Origin of the sequence: Amycolatopsis sp. cg5 (genome assembly GCF_041346955.1) — a bacterium.
Classification (GTDB): Bacteria; Actinomycetota; Actinomycetes; order Mycobacteriales; family Pseudonocardiaceae; genus Amycolatopsis.
This window is the reverse complement of sequence record NZ_CP166849.1, coordinates 145,487-166,495: the sequence shown is the minus strand read 5'-3', so window position 1 is coordinate 166,495 and position 21,009 is coordinate 145,487. Positions and strand designations below refer to the sequence as shown.

Sequence of the window (21,009 nt, the reverse complement as noted above, 5' to 3'; positions counted from 1 at the left end):
CCGCGATCCGGTTGCATCGCCGCGCCGGCCGAGTTCCAAGACCCACCGATCGGACCTACCCCGCGGTAGGCAACAGCTACTAGAAAGTAGGTTAATTATCGGACTGGTGTATCAACGAGGAGACCACCGTGCGTCGACTGTCCGTGATCCCTGCTCTGCTCATCACGGCGGCGGTCGTCGCCGCTCCCGCCGAAGCCGCCGGCGTCAGTTACGTGTCGATCGGCGACTCGTACACCTCCGGCTCGCTCATCCCGAACCAGGTCAACCTGCCGTGCACCCGTTCCGACCGGAACTACCCGTCGCTGGTCGCGCAGGGCATCAAGCCCGCCAAGTTCACCGACGCCAGCTGCGGCGGCGCGACGACCGAGCACATGACCGGTGCGCAGATCCCGCTCAACACTCCGCAGTTCGACCGGCTCAAGGCGGACACGTCGCTGGTGACCGTCGGGATCGGCGGGAACGATGTGCCGTTCGCCGAGGTCGTCGTGACCTGCGCGGGACTGGGCGCGTTCAAGCCGCACGGCTCGCCGTGCCAGGACTACTACTCGAGCAACGGGCACGACCGGCTCGGGGACAAGGTCCGCGCGGTCGGGCCCAAGGTGAAGAACGTGCTGCTGGGCGTCAAGGCGCGGTCGCCGCAGGCGAAGGTCGTGCTCGTCGGCTATCCGACGCTGATGCCGGACGACGGGACCAACTGCTGGCCGTTCCTGCCGATCTCCGACGGCGACGCGCCTTATCTGCGTGACATCACCAAGCTGCTCAACGACGTGCTCGCCGAGCAGGCCGCGGCGGTCGGCGCGGTCTATGTCGACACCTACGAGTCGAGCGTCGGGCACGACATGTGCAAGCCCGCGAGCGTGCGGTGGGTCGAGGGGATCGTGCCGTCGAACCCGGCCGCGCCGGTTCACCCGAATGCCGCCGGCGCGCGGAACCAGGCCGCGCAGGTGCTCGCCGCGCTCAGTTGAGCCCGGTCGCGCTCGTCGAGGACGACGGGGAGGACGAGGTCGTGGTCGTCGACTCACTCGGAGTGACGACCACGGTCTCGGTTACCGTCGAGCGCGTCGGCACGGGGACGATTTCGGTGACCGTCGGGCGGGCAGGCGGACGGCCGGTGACGGTGATCGTGACGGGCTGGGCGGGCGTCGAGGTCTCCGTTGGCGCGACGACCGCGCCGACGGGGGCCGGTGGCCTGCCGTTTTCCCGGTTCGCGACCAGGATGGCGGCGACGAGGAGTCCGGCGGAGAAGCCGGCGAGGCACACGACGGCCACGGAACCCACGTTCGATGCCATGGTGTCCCTCCTCCAGGCGAGGTTACCGAGTGTTATGTCCTTCGCTTGACCAACTTCGCTCAGCCTCTGGGGATCTCTACCGGCTACTCGCCTTGATCTTAAGTTCTGTTACAGAGCGTGCAACCGGGCGCGCGGCCTCATTCGATTAAGCTTTCCGGCGAAAGTTGAGCCTTGCCGACTCAACTCTGGCATCGTGGATGCCATGATCGCTGGGGGTCTGCTGCGGAACATCGACTTTCGCAGACTGTGGATCGGTGACGCGCTCAGTCAGTTCGGGAGCCGGGTCGGCGTGCTCGTGGTGCCGTTGCTGGCCATCGAGACGTTGCACGCGACCGCGTTCGAGGTCTCGCTGCTGCGCATGCTGGACACGCTCGCGTACCTGCTGCTCGGCCTGCAGGTCGGCGCCTGGTGCGACCGGGCGCGCACTCGGCCGCTGCTCATCGCGGCGGACGTCGGCCGTGCGCTGATCCTGCTTTCGATCCCGCTCGCCGCGGCGTTCGGCGTGCTGACGCTGGGGCACCTGCTCATGGCGGTGTTCGCGGTCGGCATGCTGACGGTCGTCTTCGACATCGCCCATCAGACCTACCTGCCGCGGCTGGTGTCCCGCGACGAACTGCTCGAAGGCAACGCCCGCCTGCAGACGAACCTCTCGGTCGCCGCTGTCGCCGGGCCGAGTTCGGGCGGGTTCCTGTTCCAGCTGACCGGCGGTCCGGGTTCGCTGCTCGTCACCGCGTTCGGGTTCCTCTGGTCCGCGGCGTGGATACGCCGTATCCACCGACCCGAGCCACGCCCGGAAGCGGCCAAGCGAAGTCTGCGCAGCGAGATCGCGGAAGGCCTGAAACTGGTCTTCGCCGACCGCCTGCTGCGCGCGATGGGCGTCAGCAGCGCGGTGATCAGCCTGTTCCAGTCCATCCACCTCGCGCTGGTGGTCGTGTTCCTGCGCCGCGAGATCGGCCTGTCCCCCGCCGCGATCGGCCTGCTGAGCACGACCACGCTGCTCGGCGCGCTCGCGGGCGCGCTGACCGCGCGTCGAGTCAGCGCGAAGTTCAGCGAAATCGAGACGCTCAGGCTCGGCTATTTCGTCTTCGGGCTGGTGTCGGCGTTCTTCCCGCTGACCATGCCCGGCTGGGGACTCGTCAGCTATGTGATCGCCGGTTTCGGCGGCAGCTACCTCGTGATCGTGACGAACGTCGTGGCCGTCAGCCTTCAGCAGTCGATCACGCCGGAGCGGCTGCGTGGCCGCGTCAACGCGACGATCAAGTTCCTGCTGTTCGGCACCGCGCCGATCGGGAGCCTGCTCGGCGGGATCATCGCCAGCGGATTCGGTACTCGGGTGGCTTTGTCTGTGGCCGCCGCGGGTCTTTTCGCAAACGGGGTCTGGTACTTGGTTTCACTGCGCCATCACGCCTTGAGCCCGTCGAACACGACCTTGGACGGCCCGGCGCCACCGGCGTAGCGGTCCATCGCGAGGCAGCCGACGATCAGCGCGCGCAGGTCGGCGACGTCGATGTCGGCGCGCACCGCGCCCGCCGACTGCGCGAGCGCGAGCAGGTCGGCGAGTCCGCCTTGGAGGTCGCTGTCCGCTTCGGACTTGAAACCGAGCCCGGTCGACTCGGCGAGCGCGTCGCACAGCGCCTTGTTGCGGGCGCACTGGTCGATCACCCGCTGGAGGTACCCGAAGAAGGCGGCGCCGGGATCAGGTGACCCGAGCAGGTCACGCGCTTCCTGCGCGAACTGCTCGATCCGCTCCAGGATGACGGCTTGGAACAGCGCTTCCTTGCTGGGAAAATGCCGGTAGACGGTGCCCGCGCCGACCCCGGCGCGGCGCGCGATCTCGTCGAGCGGCACGCCGAGTCCCTCGGCCGCGAAGACCTCTTCGGCCGCTTCGAGCACGCGTGCCCGGTTGCGGCGCGCGTCGGCACGCAACGCCGGTTTCGCGACGGTCACCAGGTCCTCCAAGTCAGGCGGGGCTCTCGTAGAGCATCAACTCGATCGCTGACCAGCACATTCCCCACTATGGTCCAGGTCATGGGGAACGCTGCCGAAGACTGGGAAGAACACGCCCGCAAATGGATCACCTGGACCAGGACACCTGGCCTCGACTCGTATTGGCGCTACATCGACGACTTCCTGAAACTCGTCCCGGCGCCCGGTAAGTCCACTTTGGACCTGGGGTGCGGCGAGGGCAGGCTCAGCAGGGATCTCACCGAGCACGGCCATCAGGTCACCGGGATCGACGTCTCGACGACGTTGATCGACGCGGCCCGTGAAGCGCACCCGGAAGGCGAATACCTGCTCGCCGACGCGTGCGACCTTCCGTTCGAGGACGAGAGTTTCGACGTCGTCATCGCCTACAACGCGTTGATGGACATCGACGACATGGCGGGCGCGGTCCGCGAAGCCGCCCGCGTGCTGACCCCGGACGGCAAGTTCGTGATCTCGGTCGTGCACCCGGCGAACACCGGCCGCAAGACCGAGGACGGCGCGTTCGTCGTCGGCGACACCTACTTCGAGGGCACCTACCAGCGCGAAGAGGTCGAGCGCGACGGCGTCCCGATGGTCTTCGCCGGCTACACGCACCCGCTGACCAGGTACACCGACGCGTTCGAGGCGTCGGGCCTGCTCATCGAGGCAGTCCGCGAGCCGAAAGCCGTGCACAGTGACGGATCGGTCAGCCCGTATCCGTGGCACCTCTGGCTTCGCGTCGTCAAGGGTTAGCGGTCTGCGAAGCGGGCGGGACGAACAACCGCTGGAAGGTCGCCTCGCCCGCTTGCCAAACACCGGGAACCAGCAGGATCCCCGCGACGACGAAGACCGGGAAGATCAGCCGGTTCTCGACCTTCTTGCCGGTGCGGAAGCGCAGGAACTTCGGCGGCCGCAGCTCGTACCAGGTCTCGCCCGCGATCGGCAGCGGGAACAGGAACGGGCAGCCGGACTCGGTGAGCGCGTCACCGAGGCAATGCGCGATGCAGCCCGCGGCGACGGCGAACCCGAGCCAGCCGGTGATCTGTTCGAGCTGCGCGGCGTGATCGGGCGGCGCGGTGTACCACCACCAGCCGATGGCGGCGGCGCTGACCGGCAGCAGCCAGTCACCCAGCGCGCCTTCGGCCAGCAGCAGGCCGAACACGACGACGCCGAACACCGCCCACGGCCCGCCCTTGGCGGTGCCCCACGCGGTCAGCGCGCCGAGCCCGGCCGCGAACAGCACGGTGTGGGACATGTGCCGGTGGGTGCCGGTGACCTTCTCGTCACGCGGTCCCTTGGTCAGCGCGTAGAGCGCCGCCGAGACCCGGCGCAGCACCCAGGACAGGATCCCGGTCAGCCAGCCGAACAGCCGCGACGCGCTCGCGCCGGGATGGTCGAGATCGGGCAACAGCGCGAAACCCGCCGTGGTGGCGCCGAAAACGACCGCTTGGTGCACTGATCCCGCCCCCACCGCCGGTGCCAGCGCCAAGCCAGCACACCAGCCGGTGAGGGCGTGGGTACGCCCCATCATTGAATTTGGATCCCCAGTCCGTTGTGCGGTTACGAAGCAGGCGGTTGCACAACGGTCAAATGCTCACCGACACCGGTCAGGTCGATGACACGGCTCACGGCGTCGCTGGGCACGATCGCGAGGCTGACTTTCCGCTCGCCGGCGCGGCCTTGTGCCTGTAGCAGGACGTTCAGTGCCGACGAGTCGAAGAAGGTCACCCCGGTCAGGTCGATGACCAGCCGTTCGGTGCCTTTGTCGTCGATCAGCGCGTCCAGCCGCTCTTGCAGCTGCGGGCTGGTCAGCAGGTCCAGTTCGCCGGTCACGACGACGCGCGGTTCCGCGTCGGCCTTGATGGTGAAGCCCGGCGTGGTTGCGTCTGGCTCGGGGGAGGGCATGCACATTCTCCTCAGGGTCCGCCCGACCCTAGCCCAGAGCGCCCATCCCGTCAGCCAGTGGGGACCGACTTCTTACTGGCGCGTCGCTGGCGGAGGAACAGCTGACGCCGCTCGATTTCCCCTAGACCACCCCAAATGCCGTAGGGCTCCTGGACGGTGAGCGCGTGCCTGCGGCATTGCTGCAGCACCGGGCAGCCGTGGCAGATCTCCTTCGCGCGCGCCTCGCGGCGCTCACGGGCGGATCCGCGCTCGTTGTCGGTGTGGAAGAACAGGCTGCTGTCGGCTCCCCGGCATGAGCCTTTGAGCTGCCAGTCCCACTCCTCCGCCACCACACTCGGTAGCCGGCTCACGTCAGCCATTTCGTTCCCGCCCTTCCTGCGTATCCCCACGAACTGCCTCTCTGTTTCCCGGCCGGGGTTCGGATCAAACGTCGGGTTTGGTTTGCTTCTACGCTGGGCAGCAACCCGATCAGGGCGTTCGAGTCGAAAGGAGCCCCCGTGGGAGTGATCGAGGTACGCACGGCCGCGGTGCCGGACGTGGTACCCACGCTGCGCACGCTCGCCGCGGACATCGCCATGCGCCAGGACTTCGACCTGGACGCCATCGAAGACCTCCGGATGGCGGTCGACGAGGCGTGCTCGCTGCTGTTGGGCTCGGCCATCGAGGGCACGATGACCTGCGTGTTCACCGCCGAACCCGGTCGGGTCGAGGTGGCCGTCACGGTGCCGGTCCGCTCGGCTGAGCTGGCCGAGCAGACGTCGCTGACCTGGCAGTTGCTGACCGCGCTCGCGACGTCGGCCAAGCGCACGGTCACGCCGGAGGACGGCGGGTTCGTGGCCCGCATCGACCTCGTCCGCGAGTGCGCGACGGCCGAGCGGTGACCAGCGACCCGTCGGCCGACACCACGGCCGCGGACCGGCTCTTCGCGGAACTGGCCGAGCTCCCCGCCGAGGATCCTCGCCGTGAGCCCATCCGCGACGAACTCGTCCGTACCCATCTGTCCTTGGCCAAGAACCTGGCCCGCAAGTTCTCCAACCGCGAGGAACCGCTCGACGACCTCGTCCAGATCGCCACGATCGGGTTGATCAACGCGGTCGACCGCTTCGACCCCGCACACGGCAGCGACTTCCTCGCGTTCGCCGTGCCGACCATCTCGGGTGAGCTGCGGCATCACTTCCGGGACAACAGCTGGTCGGTGCGGGTACCCCGGCGGCTCAAGGAGCTGAACGCGAGCATCGCGGCGGCCCGCGAGGAGCTGACCATCCGGCTTTCGCGCGCGCCGCGGCCGAGTGAGATCGCGCATCACCTCGGCATCGGCACCGAGGAGGTTTACGAAGGCCTTCGCGCAGGTCAGGGCCGATACGGGACCTCGCTCGACAACTTGCTGGAGAGCCAGCCGAACGCCGCGTTCGGCGGTCCCGACGAGAACCTGGACCAGGCCGAGCTGCGCGAGGCGCTGCGGCCGCTGCTGGAGACGCTGCCGGAACGCGAGCGCAAGATCGTCGCGCTGCGCTTCGGCTACGGCCTCAGCCAGTCGGACATCGCACGCCGTGTCGGTGTGTCGCAGATGCAGGTGTCGCGGCTGCTGACGGCTACGTTGAAGAAGCTCAGGGACGGCCTGGGCACAGCTGACATGCCGGACACGTGACGCGATGAAGATCTCGTTCGCACTGCCCGACGACCAGACGGCACCAGCCATGGCCCGCCGCGTCGTCCGGCAGGCACTGGCCGAACTCGGCATCACCGCCGATCTCGTCGACGACGCCGTGCTCGCCGTCTCCGAGCTGGTCACCAACGCCGTCGAGCACGGCGGCGGCCCCGACCGGCTCGAGCTGGACCACGACAGCGAGCAATTCACCCTGAGCGTGTTCGACCGCAGCACAGCGCCCCCGGAGCAGCGGACGCCGGAACCCACCGCCGCGCGCAGCCGCGGGCTGCTGCTGGTGCAGGCGGTCGCGACGCAGTGGGGCAGTGATCCGGATGGGCGAGGCAAAGGTGTCTGGGCGCGGTTCGCCTTGCGAAGCAGGGTTGAGACCTAGGGCGTGTCTCGCCCTAGTATCTGGAGATCATGGAGAAGCGGGAAGTGACGCGGCTCGGCCGGGAGGTCAGCGCGGTGGGGCTCGGCTGCTGGCAGCTGGGCGCGGACTGGGGCAATGTCGACGAGTCGGACGCGCTGGCCGTCCTGCACGCGGCCGCCGACGAGGGCGTGACGTTCTTCGACTCGGCCGACGTCTACGGCGACGGCCGCAGCGAACGCCTGGTCGGCCGGTTCCGCCGCGAGCGTGGCGCCGAAAACGTCTTCGTGGCCACGAAAATGGGCCGCAGGCTCCCCGAGCAGGTCCCCGAGGGCTACGTCGCCGCGAACTTCGAGGCGTGGAACGACCGTTCGCGCAAGAACCTGGACATGGACACCCTGGACCTGGTCCAGCTCCACTGCCCGCCGACGGCCGTTTACTCGTCCGACGAGGTCTTCGACGCGCTCGATTCGCTCGTCGACCGCGGCCGCATCGCAGCGTACGGCGTGAGCGTCGAGACGTGCGAAGAGGCGCTGACCGCGTTGGCCCGCCCCGGTGTCGCCTCGGTCCAGATCATCCTGAACTGCTTGCGCCTCAAGCCGTTGGACCGCGTGCTGCCCGCCGCCGTCTCGGCCGGCGCCGCGATCATCGCCCGCGTGCCGCTGGCGTCCGGGCTGCTTTCGGGCAAGTACACGGCGTCGACCACGTTCGCCGCGGACGACCACCGCAACTTCAACCGCAACGGCGAGGCCTTCGACGTCGGCGAGACCTTCTCCGGCGTCCCCTACGAGGTCGGCCTGGAAGCCGTCGAGCGGCTGCGCGGGGTCTTGACGGCCGACCAGACGCTCGCGCAGTTCGCGTTGCGCTGGATCCTCGACCAGCAGGGCGTCAGCACCGTGATCCCCGGTGCCCGCAACCCAGAGCAGGCGCGCGCCAACACCGTCGCCGCCGCACTGCCGCCGCTCGACGCGAAGGCGGCAGCAACCGTCCGCGAGGTGTACGACGAGCTCGTCCGCCCCCTGATCCAGGAGCGATGGTGACCCCAGAAGAACTGCTGACCACCACCCGTACCGTCCGCAAACGCCTCGACCTCGACCGCCCGGTCCCGCTGGAGCTCATCCGGACCGCGCTCGACATCGCGCTGCAGGCACCGAGCGGCTCGAACACGCAGAAGTGGCAATGGCTGGTGATCACCGACGCCGACCAGCGCGCCGCGCTCGGCAAGGTCTACCAGCGCTCCTGCCGCGAGTACCTCGACTCCTCCAACGCCGCCGGCAAACTCTTCGCCGACGACCCCGAGCGCTCGAAGGTCCAGCAGCGCGTCGGATCCAGCGTCGAGTACCTCGCCGACAAGATGGGCGACGTGCCGGTACTGGTCATCCCCTGCCTGCAGACCGGATCGGCCGAGCTGCCCGCCGGAAACCAGGCGGGCATGTGGGCTTCGCTGCTGCCCGCGGTCTGGAGCTATATGCTGGCGTGCCGCGCTTTCACGCTCGGCACCGCGTACACGACGCTGCACCTGAAGTACGAGAAGGAAGCGGCGGAGATCCTCGACCTGCCCGCCGGTGTGCACCAGGCCGCGATGATCCCGACCGCGTTCTACACGGGACACACGTTCAAGCCCGCGCCACGCCAGCCGTTGGACGAGGTACTGCACATCGACCGCTGGTGATCGCCGACGTTCCCAAGACGCTCCGAAAGCTGGCTCGGGCCGACTGAGGTCGTGAGCGTTGCGGGCGGTTAGAACCGCCCGCAACGCTCACGAGCCCTTTTACTCCACGACCAGGTTCAGGCGCTGGATCCCCCAGTTGTCCGCCTGCGTTCCCGGCAGCCAGACGTCGACGATGTCGTCCTTGATCCAGCTCCCGATGTCGGCCGCGTAGCAGTGCCCGTACCCCGGCACGTAAAACCTTGTCCCCCAAGGGATGTTCCGCGCGTCCACCGCGCAGAACCCAGGCCCGGCCAGGTATCCCAGCGCGGTCTGCCCGGCGTCGTTGTAAGCGCTGACCCGGTACGAATACTGCGTTCCCTTGGGAATCGAGTAAGCCGCGAGCTTGTTCGAAGCGTTCAGCCGGAACGAAGAGGAGATCTGCCCCAGCGACGCGGGCGAGTTGTCTTCCTTGCTCATCGCGTAGACCTGGTAGTGCGCGCCGTTGCACGGGCTCACGTCGGTGACCAGGAAACTCGGCTGGCCCCAGTCGCTGACCCACTGCAACGCCTGCCCGTTGCGGAACGCCCGGTAGGCGACCGCGCCGGGCACACGGTTGAAGGTGAAGGTGACCTTGCCGTCGGCGCCGAGACCGCCGGCGATGCCGGTCGGCGCTGCCAGGCGGTTGCTGACGTTGACGGCGCCGACCGTGCCGCCTGGCGCCTGGCCGCCGCTGACCGGGCGGTCGGGGATGGTGCCGGTGTAGAAGTGCTGGCAGGTCGGTAAGGCGGCGTTGGCGGTGGCGGGCGCGGCGAGCAGCGCGCCGAGACTGAGGACGACGAATCCGAAGGCTTTACCCAGACGTGTGGACATGACGACGAGACCTCCTGGCAGGGACCGGATGGAGGGAGCCGCGCGGTCTTTCGACGTTAGGTGGCCTGGGTCACCTCAGTCAATAGGTCTAGACCTTTTTGTCCGACACTCAGCACTTGTCAAGCATGAGCGTCAGCGCGCTCTTCTCGGCGGAGGTGATCGTCAAGGCGTAGTAGCTCTTGACGGTGATCCAGTCGGTCGCGTAGGTGCACCAGAACGAGACGAGCGGCGGCTTCCACTGGTCGGGTGCCTTGTCGCTCTTCTGCTGGTTGACGCGGTCGGTCACGGTGAACAGCTGCGGCCGGGTGAGGTCGTTCGCGAACTGCTCGCGCTTCTCGTTCGTCCAGTCCTTGGCGCCGCTGACCCAGCTCTGCGCGAGCGGGACCATGTGGTCGATGTCGACGTCGGACGGCTTGGTCCAGGTGTCGCCGTCGTACGGGCTGGTCCACGAGCCCGAAGTCGGGTTGCAGTCGGCGCCTGCCTTGACGTCCTTGCCGTCGCGCTTGAGCACGAACTCGCGGGTGTTGCAGTTCTGTCCCTGATTGGACCAGTGCGGGTACTTCTTGCGGTCGTAGCCGTCGAGGGTGCCGCGCGGCGCGATCTTGAGCTGCTCAAGCTGGGCGCGGGCGTCACCCGCGTTCGCCGCCGGGTCCGCCGCGGTGCCCTGGTTGGCCGTGACCAGCCAGAACACCAGCGCGACCGCGAGTATCGCAGCCACCCCGGCCAGTACGAACTGAATATTCCGGCGCATCGCGGATTCCTCTCCTGGCCAGGGAAATCCGGCTGATTATGGCGGCGCGGGCGAGGTTCACCCGGCAGGCAGAGCGGCGCGTCGGACGTGAGTTCGGTCATGGTCATTAAGATGCGGAAAGGCAAGGGAGGCAGCGTGGACGTCAAGGTCGAGAAGAGTTCCGAGCGGAGTCGCTACGAGGTGCTCGCGGACGGCGTGCTCGCCGGTTTCGCCGAGTACGAGCGGCAGGGCGCGGAGCTGGCGTTCACGCACACCGAGATCAAGGAAGAGTTCGGCGGTCAGGGTTTGGCGAGCAAGCTCATCAGGGCGGCGTTGGACGACGCGCGCACGCAAGGCGTCGGCGTGTTGCCGTATTGCCCGTTCGTCTGCGGCTTCGTCAAGAAGAACGCCGAGTACGTCGACCTGGTGCCCGAGGGCCGGCGCGCCGAGTTCGAGCTGTGATTTCCCGACAACACGAACTCTCGGTGACGAATTCCCACCAAAAGTAGCGCGTGACTGGTACAGTGGCGAGACACCTACGCCACTTCGTCGACCGCAGGACGGACATGCCTGAAATCCAGAAGGTCCCGCCGAAGTACGAGCAGATCGCGTCGCCGATCCGGGACCAGATCATCGCGGGCGAGCTCAAGCCCGGCGACAAAGTCCCATCCGGCCGCTTTCTGATGAAGCTCTGGAAGGTCTCGCGGCCGACCGCCGACGCGGCGCTCGACTTGCTGAAGCACCAGGGCTACATCGAAGCTCGTCAAGGTTCGGGCAGTTACGTCCGCGAGGCGCTGCCCGGCGATCCGTCGGCCATGCTGACCGTCGACGTCAGCTTCCGCACCGAGTTCCTCGCGGTCGAGCTCGCGCCCGGCCCTGCTCAGGCCACGCACGCACTCGGCGAACCCGAGGAGACCGAGCTTCTCCGCCGGCAGCTGCTCATCCACAACAGCGAAGACGCGCCCGCGCGAATCCAGACTTCGTGGTTCGCGTCAGCGCTCGCCGACGAGGCGCCGCTCCTGCTCGAGCGCGCCCAGCCACCGGAAGGCGTCGAGGCCTATCTCGCCGCGACCGCCGGCCACCACCCGACGCGCACGCTTCGCGAGAATTCGGCTCGTTTGGCCACCGCCGCCGAACGTCGTCAACTCGACCTCGCCAACCCGTCCGCAGTGCTCGAGCATCGCGTGACCGTGTTCGGCGCGGACGGCGCCGTGCTTCGTTTCGACGAGATCGTCTGCCCGCCGGACCTCTGGTATCCCGAATCCGATCACCCCTCCCTCTCTGGCTAGAACGAAGCTTTTTCAGGGGCGGCGACCGTGCAACACGGTCGCCGCCCCTTTCACTTTGTGCTGTCGGCCCACTGCGGCTGACATCGATCACTGTACTGGCTAGTGGACCAGGCCGCAACCCAGTGTCCCCGTACGTGCGCGGAAGGCGACTACCTCAGCCCGTCAGTCCTCCCCGCTCGGCCAAATGTCGCAACTGTGGGTGTTTCCCGTACCGAATCGCGTGCCCCGTCCGAAAAGCACATGTGACCCGACCGGTGCTGGGACAGGAATGGACGCTCGCGGGCAGGGGCGGGCAGCTGCAGGCCGTCCTCGCCGCCGCGGCGCGCGGCGAAAGCGTGGTGCTCTCCGGTGCCGCCGGGATCGGGAAGACCCGCCTCGCCAGGGAAGTGTGGACGCGGCTGCGTGCGGCCGAATGGGTGGCGGCGACCAGGGCGGGCTCGGCGATCCCGTTCGGCGCCGTGTCCCATCTGCTCCCCGATGGCGTCCACGCCGATCGCCTCGCGCTGCTCCGCCAGGTCGCCGCCCGCTTCGAGCGCGCGGAACGGCCCGCGATCGTCGTCGACGACGCGCATCTGCTCGACGACGCGTCCGCCACGGTCATCCATCATCTGACCACCCGGTCGTCGGTGTTCGGCCTGCTCACCATCCGGGACGGCGAGCGCTGCCCCGACGCGATCACCGCGCTCTGGAAGGAAGGCAGGGCCACCCGCGTCACGGTGCCGAAGCTGACGGCCGGCGCGATCGACAGCCTGCTCGGCGAGACGTTCGAGCAGCAGCTCGACGCGGTGAGCAGACAGCGGCTGTCCCGCGTCAGCGCGGGAAACCCGTTGCTGCTCAGGGAAATCCTGCAAGCCGGCTTCGACAGCGGCACGCTGCGCAGACGTCGCGGCCGCTGGCATTGGACCGGCGCGGTGCCTGCCACCGCCCGGCTCGGCGAGGTCGTCGCGGACCGGCTCAGCGCAGCTGGCGACGCCATCTCGGGCGTACTGGAGGTGATCGCCTGCGGTGAGCCGCTGGCGATGACCGTGCTCGAAGGGCTCGCCTCCACCGAGGCCATCACGGCGGCCGAACGGCAAGGCCTCGCGGTCATCGATCACAGCGGAAACCGAGTGCTGGCAAGGCTTTCCCACCCGCTGCACGGCGAGGTCATCCGCTCGACCATGACGAGGTCGCGCACGCGTCACCTCGCGGCCAGACTCGCGGCGGCGACCATCTCGTCGCCGATGCGAAGACGCGACGACGCGTTGCGCGTCGGAGTCTGGCAGCTGATGGCCGGGCACGCCGGCGACGCGGAAATCCTGCTGACCGCGGCGAAACAGGCCATGGACCGGTTCGATCTCGACCTCGCGGAACGCCTCGCGCGCGCGTCACGCGACTCCGGTGGCGGCTGGCGCGCGGAGAACGTCCTCGCCCAGATCCTGAGCCATGCCGGGCATTACGAAGCGTCGGTCGCCGCACTGCCCGGCTCGCCGCGGGACGGCGTCGACCGGGTCACCTGGGCGACCGTCCGTTCGGACATTCTCTATTGGGGCGAAGGGAAAGTAGCCGAGGCCGAACAAGCGCTGGAAGACGTCGGCAGCGCGCCGGGGCGACGTGCCGCCGACGGCAACCGCAGTTTCATCCTGATGTTCGACAGCCGCTGCGCCGACGCGCTGAAGGTCGGCGAGGCCGTGCTCGCCGCGCCCGACGCGGAACCGCAGGCCGTGGTGTGGGCGGCGACCGGAGCGGGCGCGGCGGCCGGTCTGCTCGGCGACACCGCGCGGGCGAGCGCGATCTACCGGCTCGGCCTGGACGTCGCGACCGTGCATCAGGCCGAAGTTCCCTGGGGCGCGACGCAGGTCGGCTGCGGGATGCTGATGGGCCTGCTCGCCAACGCCCGGCTGAGCGAGGCGCGTGAGCTGGCCGATCGCGAATACAAGGCCGCGCTTCGCGACGAGGCCGAGAACGTCGTCGGCGCGTGGGCCGGGTTCCTCGGCGCCACGGCGAAGGCGCAGGGGGACGTGCGCGTGGCGGCGGCGTCGCTGCGAGAGTCGTTGAGCCTGCTCAAGGAGTACGACACGTTCCGGCTCGCCGCGCCGTGCCTGGCTTCACTGGCGGGAGCGCTCGCACTGGCAGGCGACGGGCGGCTCGCGTCGCGGCTGCTCGACCGCGCGCGCAGCCCGCGACGTCAGGCCAGCAGGCTGTTCCAGCCGTGGATGGAGCTCGACAAGGCGTGGACACACGCCGCGCTCGGCGACCGGTCAGCCGGCGCGGCCACCGCGCGCGCCGCCGCCGATCTCGCGCGCGACTTCGGCCAGCCGACCGTCGAGGGCTGGGCGACGCGCCGTCGGTGCACGCCAGGCTGACCGCGCTCGGCTCGCTGTTCGCGCCCGCCGCCAGGGGCCTCGCCGCCAAGGATCCCGAGCCGCTGGAGCAGGCGGCCTGGATCTTCGCCGACCGCGGCCTGCTGCTCCACGCCGCCGAAGCCGCGGCCACCGCGGGCGCGCTGTACCGCTCCGACGGCAAACGCACGCTCGCCAACGTCGTGCTGGAACGGGCCGCCGTCTTGGCGCAGCGCTGCAGCGGCGCGCGCACCCCGCTGCTCGACGCGAGCGGCCTGCGCGCGGTGCTCACCCGGCGCGAGCACGAGGTCGCGGCGCTCGCGGTCGCCGGGCTGTCCAGCCGTCGCATCGCCGAGCGACTGGGGCTCTCGGTGCGCACGGTCGACAACTACCTGGGCAGGGCGTACGCGAAGTTCGGCGTCCGCGGCCGGGCGGAACTCGGCCGCGCGTTCCACCCTTAGAGTGAGAGGTTCAATTTTCAACTGACGTTCCGTAACGGTCTTTCCGGTGGCGGCGACCTCTAGAACTGCGTCCAACAAGACCAGCGGGAGGCCACCACATGAGCATCGCATCGGCGTCGAAACCACTGCTCCACCCGAAGGCGCTCGGCGTCACGGGTGCGGTGCTCGCGACGGGATTGCTGGTGACGCTGGCCTTCGAGCTGTCGATCACGGTATCGGCCTACACCGCGCTCGCGCTGTTCCTCGTCACCGTCGTCGTGGTCTCACTGCGGCTGGCGCACGGCGACGTCGAGACGATCCTCCACGAAGAACTTGATCACGCCGAGTGACGCCGACGGGTCGCGAGCACCAGCAGGATCGCGCCCACCGCGCCCGCGACTCCGCAGCCGACGCCGTACATGACCGAGGGCTCGTGGCCGGTCATGGTCGACACGACCATCCACACCGCCGCCCCGAACAGGAAGCCGAGCACCGGCCCGCCGACCGAGGAGCCGCGCCAGCGGTGCCCGTTGCGCACGGTCCGCAAGCCGGATTCCAGGTAAGCCAGCGCGAACAGGCCGAGGATCAGGCTGCCGGCGCCCAGCGCGCTCGCCAGCGGATGCTGGGTGGTGCGGAAGGTGAACGTCTGCGTGACGATCTCCTTGGCGGACAACGTCGCGGTGACCGTCCCGCCGACGATCCAGCGCGTGATCGCCGGCATCTCGGTCTTGGCCTTGAAGGTCCCTGGCTTGTCCGCCTCGGCGGTGGCGGTCGTCGAGCCGAGTGGGATCCCGGCCGCCGACAGCTCCAGCTTGACCTCTTCCGGGTTACCGGAGCCGTAAAGATCGAACGGCTTGCTCAAGTCGGCCGAGGCGGCGCGCAACGGGTCATAGGAAGCGTCGTGCGGAATTTCTTGCGGCGTAACGAAAGCGAGCACGAACAACGCCACGAACGCGAGCACGGCGCCGAGCCGCAGCCAGAGCACCGACTGCGCGGGCTCCGGCGTGCTGGGCGCGAGATCCGCGCGGGTCGCGTTCAGCGTGTGGTCGGCGGGCGGCTGCGGCCGCTGCACCGGCATGGTCCGGGAGTCGGCGACCGGCTGGGTCGTCGCGCCGGTCGCGAGCCCCGCCATCACGCGGGGCGTCAGGTGCAGCACCGGCACGCGTGAGCGTTCGAGCCAGCCTTGGCCGTAGACCTTGGTGGCCGCGGCGGCCAGGTCTGCGGCGAACGACTCGGCCTCCCGGTACCGGCCGTCCAGCTCGCGCCCGAGAGCGCGCATGACGACGGCGGCGATCGGCGCCGGCACGTTCGCGATCGGCTTCGGGTCGGTGAACATGTGCTGGCGCATCATCGCGATGGCGCCACGCGTGTTGTCGAACGGCAACTCACCGGAGAGCAGTTCATAAAGGACAGTGCCCGCGGAGTAGACATCGGCAGCGGGACTCAGCGCGTTGCCCATCGCCTGCTCCGGCGCGATGTAGGCGGGCGTGCCCAGCACGTCGCCGCCGTGCGTGACGAGCGTGGCGCCCTCGCTGATCACCTGCGCGATGCCGAAGTCGGCGACCTTCATCACGCCCTGCGTGGTGAACAGCAGGTTCTTCGGCTTGACGTCGAGGTGCAGCACGCCGGCGTTGTGCGCGGCGTGCAGCCCGGCCAGCATCGCGAGCCCGATCGCGCAGGCCTGTTCCCCGCTCACCCCGGCGCCGTGGAACCGGTCGTAGACGGTGCCACCGTCGAGCCGTTCCATGACCAGCAGGTTCTCGCGCCCGGACCGCACGTAGTCGTAGACCGGCACGATGTGCGGGTGGTCGAGGCTGGCCAGCACCCGCGCCTCGCGGTCGAAGAGCTCGGCGCTCATCTTGTGGTCGACCATGTCCCACGGCAGCTGCTTGATCGCCACCTGCCGGTTCAGCGAGCGGTGGACGCCCGCGAAGACGACCCCCATCCCCCCGACGCCGATCTCATCCCCGATTGCGTACTGCGGTAGTGCGGCGACCAGCTCGGCCGGAGCGCTCATTGCGGGAATCCCTCGGTGGTGGCGTTGAAGTTGACGGTGACATCTTCTACGGGCGCGTCGGTCTTAGGAGGCGCCGGGTGCGGCGTGAGATACCCGAGCAGCAACGCGATCGCGGCCGCGCCGAGCACCACCGGGATCTCGATCGCGGGTTCCGGCGGCACCAGCCGCAGCACGGACAGCGTCACGACGGCCACCAGCCCGGTCCCAAAGCCGGCGGGCAGGAACCGCAGCGCCCGCCGCCACCGGTTCGGCGCCAGCTTGTGCCGTGCGAGCGCGAGCAACGCGGTCACCCACGCGATGATCGTGAGCACGAGCATCGCGAGCCCGAACACCCCGTAGACGGACCAGAAAGAACCCTGCACATCGGCCACAGTGGTCGCTTCACCGAGCGATTGCCGCTGCGCGTCCAGCAATTCAACCGATGATGGGAGCAGTCCGATCGCTTGCCCACTCAGATCGCCAAGATCGAGAACGAAAGTCCGCGTCGCTTTCCCATGCGCGGGCACTTCGAACGGCGCGGTCGTGTCATAGGCGAAGAAGGTGAGCGCCAGCGCCACCCCGGAAAGCCGCACGCTCCGTACTTTCACGGGTGCGTTCGTGTCATTCACAGCGGTCACGACCAGGTTCACCTGGCTAGCCGGGTCGATCGGAACGGTGTTGTCGGCCGTCGCCTTCCCGTTGATCGTGACCGAGAGGCTCAGTTGATCAGCCGACGCGGGCGACGCCCCGAGTAAGACGATTCCCAACGCAACCGCCGCCGCCATGACACGTCTCATTGGGTACTCCTGCTTGCGTTGTCGGACTGGTCAGGAATGCTACAGCGAGTACTGAGCGATTGAGGGACGTTCCGATGCGGATGATGGTTCGGTTGGCTTTCGGTCTCGTGGCCGGGATGTGTCTTTTACTGGCACTTTCGGATCTCGGCAACGCACAGCAGCGCCCCTCGGTTAGTTTGAAACCATCGAGTGGCCCAGCAGGCAGCGCGTTCACAATCACCTACGGCGGCCTCTATAAATGCCGAATTATTACCTTTACCTGGGCAGGTGCCACCCAGCTGGGTTCCACAAAGGCCTCCCCGCCGGATAGCGGCTCGATCGGCGTCCAGGTCCCTACCAGTGCGAAGCCGGGCAGTTACACGGTGACCGCAACTTGCACGGGCCAGGGAACGACAGCGAGCGGCACTTTCACCGTGCCCCCGATCGTCACCCCGACGACGCCCCGTCCGCCGGTCACCACCCAGCCCCCGGTCACCACGGCCCCGCCGAAGACCACCCCGACCAAGCCCCCGGTGACATCGACGACGCCGACTTCGACCACACCGACGTCAACGACCCCAACCTCGGAAACCCCGACGACCACGGTCGAAACCCCCACGTCCACCACCAGCACTCCCGCCGACGGCACGCTGGTCCTCGATCATCCCACCATTCAGCCAGGTGACACCCTCTCCGCGACCGGCAACGGCTGCGAGCCGGGCCACGCGGTCACGTTGACATCGAACGGCGACAAGGTCGGTTCCACGACCGCCGACGCGACCGGCCACTTCAAGTCCCCGGTCGAGTTCACCAGGATCGAGGCGGGCACCCACACGGTCACAGCCGACTGCGGAATCAAGCTCACGGGCGCGGTCGAGCAGGTCGTCACCAGCAGCTCCGGCGGCCACACGGGAACGTTGGTACTGCTGGTGTTCTTCGTACTCGCCGGCGCCGCGGCCATCCGCGTGCCATAGCAAGTGCCCTTGCCAGGAGTCGAACCTGGACTGGCCGGATCCTGAATCCGGTGCCTCTACCAGTTGGGCTACAAGGGCTTTAAGTCGCGGCGGACTCTCCAGGGAGTCCGCCGCGTTGTCATTTCCGACGCTTCAAAGTTCGGTCGTAGTCCTGGAACCGCGCCTTGGCGATGGTCTTCCGATCCTTGGTACGCAAGACAATGCCTTCCGGCTTACCACCCGCGTTCGCGTCGAGAGCACTCAAAGTTTCGGGCAACTCCCGAGCGAGAAAGTCCCGCATCTTGTCAATCTCAACCGGCAAACTGTCAATTTCGAACAGCCGGGGCGCGAGTTCGATCTCGTCCATTTCGGCCCGCCTTCGAAGATCGGCTTCATCGAGAAACGACTGACCATTCGCCTCCCGCCAAGCCGAGATCTCCTGCCGCGGCTTACCCAGCATCTCGTCCTCGACGACGATCGAGTCGAACATCCTGAAGCCGACATTCAGCTCACCGCTGTACTGCTTCGCGGCCTGACCGACCTTGCCACCGTAAACCTCAAGGAACCGCACTCGGATCTTGTCGGTCTCCGGCTCCAGTCGCTCGGCCACCGCCTTGAGCGCCTTCACGATGCCCTGCGACGGGTTACCGATCAGGTCACCCTTGGCATACAACAGTTCCTCACGGCTACCGAGCAGATAGTTACCGTCCGGCAAGGAGATGATGCGCGCGTTCGTACCGTCGATCTTCTCGGTACCCAGCACCGGACCATCGAACCGCACCGGATCCTCGGTCAGGTTGCCGTTCTTGGGATCCAACGCGTGGTACGTCGGGATCGACGGATACTTCGTGACCGAGTTGAGCACCTCGAGATCGACTTCGCGCAGCATCTCTTCCTCCTAAGTTTGGCCCGGACGGCGACGATGCATCAGCTTCGCCGCCCGGCGGTGGTGAGGGACGGAATCGAACCGCCTGTGTACTCGCGTACGACTGGGTTACAGCCAGCTGGGCCGCCATGGCCCATCCCCACCCTTGGACACTGACACTGGTTCTGGCACGAAAAAAGCCGCCCACCTCGGTGGACGGCTCCCTGATGTGATCGCTTCAGATCATGTCAGGGAACCTCCGCAGAGCAGCACAAGTCCCGCGCAGTGCCCCTGCGCGGTATAGACGTCCGGCTGCTGTGTCATGCCTCCACCCTGACGCAGGCCGTGTGGACCGTCAATGCATTTTCGCCTTGTCCATCGCCCGCATGAGCGACGGCTTTCGCCGGTGCTTCACCCGAAGTCTTGCCACGTAGCCGTCGAAGTCCGGATCAGCCCGCCTGAGCTTCACGAGCAATCCGACAACTGCCCTGTACTTATCCCAGCTACCCCGCCCGATCGTGTCCTCGACCAGCGCGCGATAGATCGGTACCGCATCAGCCGGCGCCGTCACCACCCGAGCGTCAGCGAGCGCCACCATAGTCGTTTCCCCACAACCAAACTCACCAAAAGCGAGCCAAGCTCGGTCAACCAGGTTCTCATCGAGAAGCGCCCGAACGAGCCAGTCACCACCCGGCAACAAGCTCAACGCCCACTCACAATGGTCATCCCACCTACCCAACCGCCCGGCGAGATCCTTGAACGCGCGGTAGTTGTCTTGGGTCAGCTCTTGGCCCAGCACCTGCTTCTGGAGATCCAACGCACGATCAGCTTCCCCGACCTCAACCAGAAAACTCACCATTTCAAGCCGCTGATACGCGGCAACGTCAGGAATTCCCTTCGCCGCCCACTCAACAGCCTCACTGACCCTCCCCGCGCTCCGCAGCGCTCGCGCGACCCGCAGGTAGTCCTGCGGCCCATCCACCCCAAGCTGCACCGCGTCCACGAACTCGTCGTGGTCGTCGGCCAGCATCGCAAGGCCTTCACGCAACTGCGCCAACCTGCGCCGGTTCTGATCCCCGCGCCGCCACTCCTCCTCGATCCTCCACCTCAGTTCGGCGACCCCCGCGTCCCCGAGTCCCTCAGCGAAGTCGAGCAGGTTGACGTCCACGGCCAAGTCCAGCCGCAGCAACCACCCGGCCAGTTCCACCGGATCAACCGGATGCACGGCACAAAGCTCGGCGTACAGCCCGACCGCCCGCTGTATTTGCTCATCGACCAGGCCATACGGGTCCTCGACGACCTCCGACGCCTCAGCCAACAGGTCGACCACCTGACGCGCCGCCGGAATCACCCGTTCATCGTCAGAAATCGCGTCGAGCGCGTCGAGCACGTCGCTGGCCTTCTTGACGTAGTCGCCCGCATAGGAGCTGAGCAAGCCTTCGACCTGCTCACCGATGTCGCTCCCGGCGGCACCCAGCACGAGCCGCCGAAACAGCGCTTCGTCCTCTCCGGCCTGGTTGAGCAACAGCTCGACGAGACGCTCCTTGTCGAGCGACTCGAGGTACCCACGCAGGTCAAGCTTCGACCTGGGCGGCTTCCGGAGCACGGCCAGTCCGACCGCCACACAGTGCTTGCAGAAGACACCGGTCGCCGCGTGCGGACACGTGCACTCGCCGACCAGCTGACCGCGGACTTCTTTGAGCCTGACCGTGTAGCTCTCGGTGCCCTGAACTACGGCTTTCACGCCGTCGACCAGCGGATCTACGCCCTCGACGGCGTGAAGATAGCCAGCGCCGCGCGAGTACGACGCAGTGCCTGCGAGCTCGCGAAGATCCTTGTCAGAGAACCAGGTCACGCCAGCTATTCAACTCCTCGAGCCGATCCCGCGAGAAGCTCACCTGACAGGAAGCAGGTCGTCACCGATCTCAACCAGTTTGCTATAG

The 21,009-nt window shown here is 67.7% G+C and carries 25 protein-coding genes and 2 tRNA genes; 14 read left to right on the top strand and 13 right to left on the bottom strand.

Annotated features, from left to right (window positions below):
* The first annotated feature begins 128 nt into the window (after positions 1 to 128).
* Positions 129 to 965: an SGNH/GDSL hydrolase family protein gene (locus AB5J62_RS00865; protein WP_370946178.1), complete on the top strand. Its 837-nt coding sequence runs from the start codon at positions 129 to 131 to the stop codon at positions 963 to 965.
* Here AB5J62_RS00865 and AB5J62_RS00860 read toward each other — a convergent pair.
* Positions 958 to 1,290, bottom strand: coding sequence for a hypothetical protein (locus AB5J62_RS00860; RefSeq protein WP_370946177.1), 333 nt, complete (start codon positions 1,288 to 1,290; stop codon positions 958 to 960). The two genes, AB5J62_RS00865 and AB5J62_RS00860, sit on opposite strands and share 8 nt — an antisense overlap.
* A 202-nt stretch (positions 1,291 to 1,492) precedes the next feature.
* On the opposite strand from AB5J62_RS00860, the gene AB5J62_RS00855 reads away from it, so the two are divergent.
* Positions 1,493 to 2,746: an MFS transporter gene (locus AB5J62_RS00855; protein ID WP_370946176.1), complete on the top strand. Its 1,254-nt coding sequence runs from the start codon at positions 1,493 to 1,495 to the stop codon at positions 2,744 to 2,746.
* On the opposite strand, the gene AB5J62_RS00850 is transcribed toward AB5J62_RS00855, so the two are convergent.
* Positions 2,692 to 3,240: a TetR/AcrR family transcriptional regulator gene (locus tag AB5J62_RS00850; RefSeq protein WP_370950140.1), complete on the bottom strand. Its 549-nt coding sequence runs from the start codon at positions 3,238 to 3,240 to the stop codon at positions 2,692 to 2,694. The two genes, AB5J62_RS00855 and AB5J62_RS00850, sit on opposite strands and share 55 nt — an antisense overlap.
* 78 nt (positions 3,241 to 3,318) lie before the next feature.
* Between AB5J62_RS00850 and AB5J62_RS00845 the strand changes: the two genes are divergently transcribed.
* Positions 3,319 to 4,008: a class I SAM-dependent methyltransferase gene (locus tag AB5J62_RS00845; protein WP_370946175.1), complete on the top strand. Its 690-nt coding sequence runs from the start codon at positions 3,319 to 3,321 to the stop codon at positions 4,006 to 4,008.
* On the opposite strand, the gene AB5J62_RS00840 is transcribed toward AB5J62_RS00845, so the two are convergent.
* Genes AB5J62_RS00840 through AB5J62_RS00830 form a run of 3 tightly spaced genes read right to left on the bottom strand, consistent with a single transcriptional unit; the run spans position 3,998 to position 5,519 of the window.
* A complete protein-coding gene (locus AB5J62_RS00840) occupies positions 3,998 to 4,783 on the bottom strand; it encodes a metal-dependent hydrolase (protein ID WP_370950139.1) in 786 nt (261 codons plus the stop codon). The genes AB5J62_RS00845 and AB5J62_RS00840 overlap by 11 nt on opposite strands.
* A gap of 32 nt (positions 4,784 to 4,815) precedes the next feature.
* Positions 4,816 to 5,160: an STAS domain-containing protein gene (locus AB5J62_RS00835; RefSeq protein ID WP_370946174.1), complete on the bottom strand. Its 345-nt coding sequence runs from the start codon at positions 5,158 to 5,160 to the stop codon at positions 4,816 to 4,818.
* A gap of 50 nt (positions 5,161 to 5,210) precedes the next feature.
* Entirely contained in the window at positions 5,211 to 5,519 is a 309-nt protein-coding gene (locus AB5J62_RS00830) for a WhiB family transcriptional regulator (protein ID WP_370946173.1), read from the bottom strand.
* Positions 5,520 to 5,657: 138 nt separating this feature from the next.
* Between AB5J62_RS00830 and AB5J62_RS00825 the strand changes: the two genes are divergently transcribed.
* The 5 genes from AB5J62_RS00825 to AB5J62_RS00805 are packed head-to-tail and all read left to right on the top strand — an operon-like array spanning position 5,658 to position 8,847.
* Entirely contained in the window at positions 5,658 to 6,041 is a 384-nt protein-coding gene (locus AB5J62_RS00825) for an anti-sigma factor (RefSeq protein WP_370946172.1), read from the top strand.
* 50 nt (positions 6,042 to 6,091) lie between these two features.
* Positions 6,092 to 6,808 (top strand): SigB/SigF/SigG family RNA polymerase sigma factor, encoded by a 717-nt coding sequence (locus AB5J62_RS00820; RefSeq protein WP_370950138.1) that lies wholly within the window; start codon positions 6,092 to 6,094, stop codon positions 6,806 to 6,808.
* A gap of 4 nt (positions 6,809 to 6,812) precedes the next feature.
* The gene (locus AB5J62_RS00815; protein WP_370946171.1) at positions 6,813 to 7,199 is read left to right on the top strand and encodes an ATP-binding protein; all 387 of its coding nucleotides are present in this window, start codon (positions 6,813 to 6,815) and stop codon (positions 7,197 to 7,199) included.
* A 29-nt stretch (positions 7,200 to 7,228) separates the two neighbouring features.
* On the top strand, positions 7,229 to 8,215 hold the full coding sequence (locus tag AB5J62_RS00810) for an aldo/keto reductase (protein WP_370946170.1): 987 nt from the start codon (positions 7,229 to 7,231) through the stop codon (positions 8,213 to 8,215).
* Positions 8,209 to 8,847 carry a nitroreductase family protein gene (locus AB5J62_RS00805; protein ID WP_370946169.1) on the top strand — a complete coding sequence of 213 codons (639 nt, stop codon included), beginning with the start codon at positions 8,209 to 8,211 and terminating at the stop codon, positions 8,845 to 8,847. Before AB5J62_RS00810 ends, AB5J62_RS00805 begins: the two co-directional genes overlap by 7 nt.
* A gap of 99 nt (positions 8,848 to 8,946) precedes the next feature.
* Here AB5J62_RS00805 and AB5J62_RS00800 read toward each other — a convergent pair whose 3' ends face one another.
* Positions 8,947 to 9,696 (bottom strand): 3D domain-containing protein, encoded by a 750-nt coding sequence (locus AB5J62_RS00800; RefSeq protein ID WP_370946168.1) that lies wholly within the window; start codon positions 9,694 to 9,696, stop codon positions 8,947 to 8,949.
* Between the two features lie 109 nt (positions 9,697 to 9,805).
* Entirely contained in the window at positions 9,806 to 10,447 is a 642-nt protein-coding gene (locus tag AB5J62_RS00795; RefSeq protein ID WP_370946167.1) for an HNH endonuclease family protein, read from the bottom strand.
* A gap of 135 nt (positions 10,448 to 10,582) precedes the next feature.
* Between AB5J62_RS00795 and AB5J62_RS00790 the strand changes: the two genes are divergently transcribed.
* The 5 genes from AB5J62_RS00790 (at position 10,583) to AB5J62_RS00770 (ending at position 14,826) form a co-directional block, all read left to right on the top strand.
* Positions 10,583 to 10,888, top strand: coding sequence for a GNAT family N-acetyltransferase (locus AB5J62_RS00790; RefSeq protein ID WP_370946166.1), 306 nt, complete (start codon positions 10,583 to 10,585; stop codon positions 10,886 to 10,888).
* Between the two features lie 104 nt (positions 10,889 to 10,992).
* Entirely contained in the window at positions 10,993 to 11,715 is a 723-nt protein-coding gene (locus tag AB5J62_RS00785) for a GntR family transcriptional regulator (protein WP_370946165.1), read from the top strand.
* A gap of 242 nt (positions 11,716 to 11,957) precedes the next feature.
* Complete coding sequence (locus tag AB5J62_RS00780; RefSeq protein ID WP_370946164.1) at positions 11,958 to 14,060, top strand: AAA family ATPase; 2,103 nt, start codon at positions 11,958 to 11,960, stop codon at positions 14,058 to 14,060.
* The gene (locus AB5J62_RS00775) at positions 14,045 to 14,497 is read left to right on the top strand and encodes a response regulator transcription factor (protein WP_370946163.1); all 453 of its coding nucleotides are present in this window, start codon (positions 14,045 to 14,047) and stop codon (positions 14,495 to 14,497) included. The genes AB5J62_RS00780 and AB5J62_RS00775 overlap by 16 nt, the downstream gene beginning before the upstream one ends.
* A 98-nt stretch (positions 14,498 to 14,595) precedes the next feature.
* Entirely contained in the window at positions 14,596 to 14,826 is a 231-nt protein-coding gene (locus tag AB5J62_RS00770; RefSeq protein WP_370946162.1) for a hypothetical protein, read from the top strand.
* Here the strand turns inward: AB5J62_RS00770 and AB5J62_RS00765 are convergent.
* A complete protein-coding gene (locus AB5J62_RS00765; RefSeq protein WP_370946161.1) occupies positions 14,814 to 16,493 on the bottom strand; it encodes a serine/threonine-protein kinase in 1,680 nt (559 codons plus the stop codon). The two genes, AB5J62_RS00770 and AB5J62_RS00765, sit on opposite strands and share 13 nt — an antisense overlap.
* Positions 16,490 to 17,269, bottom strand: a complete 780-nt coding sequence (locus AB5J62_RS00760) for a hypothetical protein (RefSeq protein WP_370946160.1) — start codon at positions 17,267 to 17,269, stop codon at positions 16,490 to 16,492. Before AB5J62_RS00760 ends, AB5J62_RS00765 begins: the two co-directional genes overlap by 4 nt.
* A gap of 413 nt (positions 17,270 to 17,682) precedes the next feature.
* On the opposite strand from AB5J62_RS00760, the gene AB5J62_RS00755 reads away from it, so the two are divergent.
* The gene (locus tag AB5J62_RS00755; protein WP_370946159.1) at positions 17,683 to 18,222 is read left to right on the top strand and encodes a hypothetical protein; all 540 of its coding nucleotides are present in this window, start codon (positions 17,683 to 17,685) and stop codon (positions 18,220 to 18,222) included.
* 4 nt (positions 18,223 to 18,226) lie between these two features.
* Here AB5J62_RS00755 and AB5J62_RS00750 read toward each other — a convergent pair.
* From AB5J62_RS00750 to AB5J62_RS00735, 4 genes are all read right to left on the bottom strand, one after another.
* Positions 18,227 to 18,300, bottom strand: a tRNA-Leu gene (locus AB5J62_RS00750).
* A gap of 40 nt (positions 18,301 to 18,340) precedes the next feature.
* Positions 18,341 to 19,090, bottom strand: a complete 750-nt coding sequence (locus AB5J62_RS00745; protein WP_370946158.1) for an RNA ligase family protein — start codon at positions 19,088 to 19,090, stop codon at positions 18,341 to 18,343.
* Positions 19,091 to 19,148: 58 nt separating this feature from the next.
* Positions 19,149 to 19,231: transfer RNA gene (locus tag AB5J62_RS00740), tRNA-Tyr, on the bottom strand.
* A gap of 190 nt (positions 19,232 to 19,421) precedes the next feature.
* Positions 19,422 to 20,921: an SWIM zinc finger domain-containing protein gene (locus AB5J62_RS00735; protein ID WP_370946157.1), complete on the bottom strand. Its 1,500-nt coding sequence runs from the start codon at positions 20,919 to 20,921 to the stop codon at positions 19,422 to 19,424.
* Positions 20,922 to 21,009 lie beyond the last annotated feature (88 nt).

Coding starts and splice junctions, on each gene's coding strand:
- AB5J62_RS00770 (WP_370946162.1), top strand. CDS start 14,596: ATGAGCATCGCATCGGCGTCGAAACCACTGCTCCACCCGAAGGCGCTC.
- AB5J62_RS00760 (WP_370946160.1), bottom strand. CDS start 17,269: ATGAGACGTGTCATGGCGGCGGCGGTTGCGTTGGGAATCGTCTTACTC.
- AB5J62_RS00745 (WP_370946158.1), bottom strand. CDS start 19,090: ATGCTGCGCGAAGTCGATCTCGAGGTGCTCAACTCGGTCACGAAGTAT.
- AB5J62_RS00840 (WP_370950139.1), bottom strand. CDS start 4,783: ATGGGGCGTACCCACGCCCTCACCGGCTGGTGTGCTGGCTTGGCGCTG.
- AB5J62_RS00855 (WP_370946176.1), top strand. CDS start 1,493: ATGATCGCTGGGGGTCTGCTGCGGAACATCGACTTTCGCAGACTGTGG.
- AB5J62_RS00815 (WP_370946171.1), top strand. CDS start 6,813: ATGAAGATCTCGTTCGCACTGCCCGACGACCAGACGGCACCAGCCATG.
- AB5J62_RS00805 (WP_370946169.1), top strand. CDS start 8,209: ATGGTGACCCCAGAAGAACTGCTGACCACCACCCGTACCGTCCGCAAA.
- AB5J62_RS00860 (WP_370946177.1), bottom strand. CDS start 1,290: ATGGCATCGAACGTGGGTTCCGTGGCCGTCGTGTGCCTCGCCGGCTTC.
- AB5J62_RS00845 (WP_370946175.1), top strand. CDS start 3,319: ATGGGGAACGCTGCCGAAGACTGGGAAGAACACGCCCGCAAATGGATC.
- AB5J62_RS00785 (WP_370946165.1), top strand. CDS start 10,993: ATGCCTGAAATCCAGAAGGTCCCGCCGAAGTACGAGCAGATCGCGTCG.
- AB5J62_RS00765 (WP_370946161.1), bottom strand. CDS start 16,493: ATGAGCGCTCCGGCCGAGCTGGTCGCCGCACTACCGCAGTACGCAATC.
- AB5J62_RS00810 (WP_370946170.1), top strand. CDS start 7,229: ATGGAGAAGCGGGAAGTGACGCGGCTCGGCCGGGAGGTCAGCGCGGTG.
- AB5J62_RS00795 (WP_370946167.1), bottom strand. CDS start 10,447: ATGCGCCGGAATATTCAGTTCGTACTGGCCGGGGTGGCTGCGATACTC.
- AB5J62_RS00800 (WP_370946168.1), bottom strand. CDS start 9,696: ATGTCCACACGTCTGGGTAAAGCCTTCGGATTCGTCGTCCTCAGTCTC.
- AB5J62_RS00830 (WP_370946173.1), bottom strand. CDS start 5,519: ATGGCTGACGTGAGCCGGCTACCGAGTGTGGTGGCGGAGGAGTGGGAC.
- AB5J62_RS00835 (WP_370946174.1), bottom strand. CDS start 5,160: ATGCCCTCCCCCGAGCCAGACGCAACCACGCCGGGCTTCACCATCAAG.